Annotated in this window: 3 protein-coding genes; 1 reads left to right on the top strand and 2 read right to left on the bottom strand. The window is 65.1% G+C overall.

From position 1 onward, the window contains the following. Window positions 1-633: aminotransferase class I/II-fold pyridoxal phosphate-dependent enzyme (locus ACIBEC_RS47705; RefSeq protein ID WP_360510294.1), on the top strand; the 633-nt coding region annotated here is incomplete at its 5' end. Between the two features lie 68 nt (window positions 634-701). On the opposite strand, the gene ACIBEC_RS47700 is transcribed toward ACIBEC_RS47705, so the two are convergent. Both ACIBEC_RS47700 and ACIBEC_RS47695 read right to left on the bottom strand, forming a co-directional pair. Continuing rightward, window positions 702-1100, bottom strand: coding sequence for a hypothetical protein (locus tag ACIBEC_RS47700; protein ID WP_360510292.1), 399 nt, complete (start codon window positions 1098-1100; stop codon window positions 702-704). Further along, window positions 1097-2569: a hypothetical protein gene (locus tag ACIBEC_RS47695; protein ID WP_360510290.1), complete on the bottom strand. Its 1473-nt coding sequence runs from the start codon at window positions 2567-2569 to the stop codon at window positions 1097-1099. The genes ACIBEC_RS47700 and ACIBEC_RS47695 overlap by 4 nt, the downstream gene beginning before the upstream one ends. Window positions 2570-2647: the final 78 nt, after the last annotated feature.

The following is a 2647-nucleotide window of genomic DNA, read 5'->3' as shown; positions in this document are numbered from 1 at the left end:
GGCACCGTCCTCACCGCCGACGAGCTGCGCGGCATCGCCGAACTCGCCGTCGAGCACGACCTCCTGGTGATCACCGACGAGGTCTACGAACACCTCGTCTTCGGCGTCACCCACCACCCGCTCGCCGCCCTCCCCGGCATGCGCGAACGCACCGTCACCATCTCCTCGGCCGGCAAGACCTTCTCCTTCACCGGCTGGAAGGTTGGTTGGGTAACCGCGAGTCCGGCCATCGTCTCGGCGGTCCGTACCGCCAAGCAGTACCTCACCTACGTGAGCGCAGGCCCCTTCCAGTACGCGGTCGCCGAGGCGCTCCGTCTCCCCGACAGCTACTTTGACACTTTCCGCGCCGACCTGCTCCGGAAGCGGGACCTGCTGGTTGACGGTCTCTCGTCAGCGGGCTTCCGCGTGTTCAACCCCGAGGGCACCTACTTCATCACCACCGACATCACCCCGCTCGGGGAAAAGGACGGCATGGAGTTCTGCCGTTCCCTGCCCGAGCGCTGCGGCGTCGTCGCCATCCCGAACGTGGTCTTCTACGACAACGCCGAAGCCGGTCAGAGCCTGGTCCGGTTCACCTTCTGCAAGAAGGACGAGGTCCTGAGCGAGGCGGTGGCACGGCTCCAGCAGCTCTGACCGGCTTCACTGGTTACTCTTCGGCGGCTGCCTTTTACGTCGCGTTCTCGGGCAGCCGCTGTAGTGGATCAGAGCAGGGCGGCGACTGTCTGCTGCGCGAGACCTGCAATGGCCACTAGTCCAGGTACCCCGCCGCAGTGCTGGTACACGGAACCCATGAGGACACGCAACGTGGTGGGGTCATCTCCTGCCCGGTCAAGGTGCTGCTCGACTGCTGTGATCTCTTCGAGGCAGGCTTGAGGCTGTGCGAGTTGCGCGGCATGCCGCTCGACGGCTTCGCGCAGCTCGTGCAGCTGCCGTCGCGCCTCGTTGAGCTGCTCGTCGCTCGTTTCGGCGACATGCTGGTTCAGGGTCGCGTTCTGCGCTCCTGGCGCGTTCTGGATATTGCCTGTGATGTTCCCACCCGCGCTGATGCCGCTGCTGGCGGGGAACGGGTTCGGATTCTGCTGGCGGCGGAAGGGCATCATGCCTCCTGGCTCATGAAGGTGCCGGTGGCACCGGGTCCGTTCTGGATATTGCCGCTGATGTCGCCGCCGGCCATGACCCCGAAGTTGTAGATGGCCAGCGCCTGCGCCTGGTACGAGCGGGTGTCGACTTGGTGGTTGCCGAGAAACGCCTCGACCGTGTCGAACACTCTGCGTTGCATCATCTGTACGTAGCGGCGGGCGTCCTCGTACATGTGCATCTCGTCGATGTAGCGGGTCGAGTAGATCTCCCGAAGGCTCACCGGACCGCCTTGATCAAGCTCTGGTTTCGGTGAAACCACGCGGCCCGAGATGAGCCGGTTCGCTGCGCTGACGAGATCGCAAACCGCCTGGAGCCAGGCGGTTCGCTGCCAACGCCACGAAAATGGTGAAAGAGGGGCCACCGTCGCCGCGAGCTTGCTGTTGAGCGGAGCCATGAGGTGCGGACGGACGGTGACCCGAAGGAAGCCACTCTCGTAGGCGAAGTTGACCAGGATGGAGGCGCTCATCTCACCGCCCCACGAGATGATCCGCGCCCAGAGGTAGCGGCGGGCGACGTAGGGTCCCGGGCCGCCGTCAGGATGTCCTGCCGCGAGCGACTCCATGCTCCGCCAGGTCACGTCGTCGAGCTGGGCCCACCTCTTGGACGAGACGGCGGCGACGCCAATGACCTCGATGTCTGCGAACGGATGCCCTGGGGCATGTGACGGCGCGGGGTCGACGAGCCGGTTGGCTACGAAGTCGTAGAGCTCTTCTACGGTGAAGTTCCTGAACGTGCCAGCAGGGGCGGCCTGTTGCGAATCGATTGACTTCTGCAACTGCACGGGAATGAGAGTCGCCTTGGCCTCATCATCCTGATCAACTGGAGCTGCCGGTCGTCGCGGAGCGGGTTCGACGTCGATACCGATCGACGCTGTGCCCCAGACCAGGCGGCCTGCACCGATGAAGTGTTCCTTCGGCGAGCTCTTGCCCCGCCATTCACGGGTGTAGGGCAACGCCCATGATTGGAATCGTCGTTGGAGAAATCCTGAGGCCCCCGCCGGCTCGGGGCTGTGGCCGGACAGGAACTGCGAGGGGCGTAGCTGGTGGAGCAACGCCTGGGCCACCACCCGGTCGGCATAGAAGGCCAGCCACACTCCAGCGACGGCAAGCCCGAGCGCCCACCCCCATGACACCAGCTGCAGCAACCCGAGTGCTATCCCAGGCAGCGTCAGAAGAGCCGCCAGAGAGCGTCTCCAGTATCGGAGCCGGTAGGCGCGCAAGCAGTGTCCAAGCACGATGGACTCGTCGAACCCGAACGACGGCAAGGGCCTACCGCTGCCGACGATGCGTCTCCGGACCCAGCCGATGTAGTCCTCTCCGACCAAAATCTTCGGCTCGCCCTGCCCCGATGACTCGCTGCCGGACGAAGGCTCTCCGCCAGCGGCTGCCTTCTTGCCGCCGCCAGCGATCTTTGCTGTCAGACATCCCATGCCATAGCGGTGTCAAGCTGCCGCGGGGAGGGTTGCGTGGTGTGACCAGGCGGTGGCCTCGTCGTAGAGGGTGCGGGT

This window comes from Kitasatospora sp. NPDC051164 (assembly GCF_044455625.1).
Taxonomy (GTDB): domain Bacteria; phylum Actinomycetota; class Actinomycetes; order Streptomycetales; family Streptomycetaceae; genus Kitasatospora.
The sequence above is the reverse complement of the archived record's forward strand: the minus strand, read 5'-3'. Positions and strand labels throughout refer to the sequence as shown.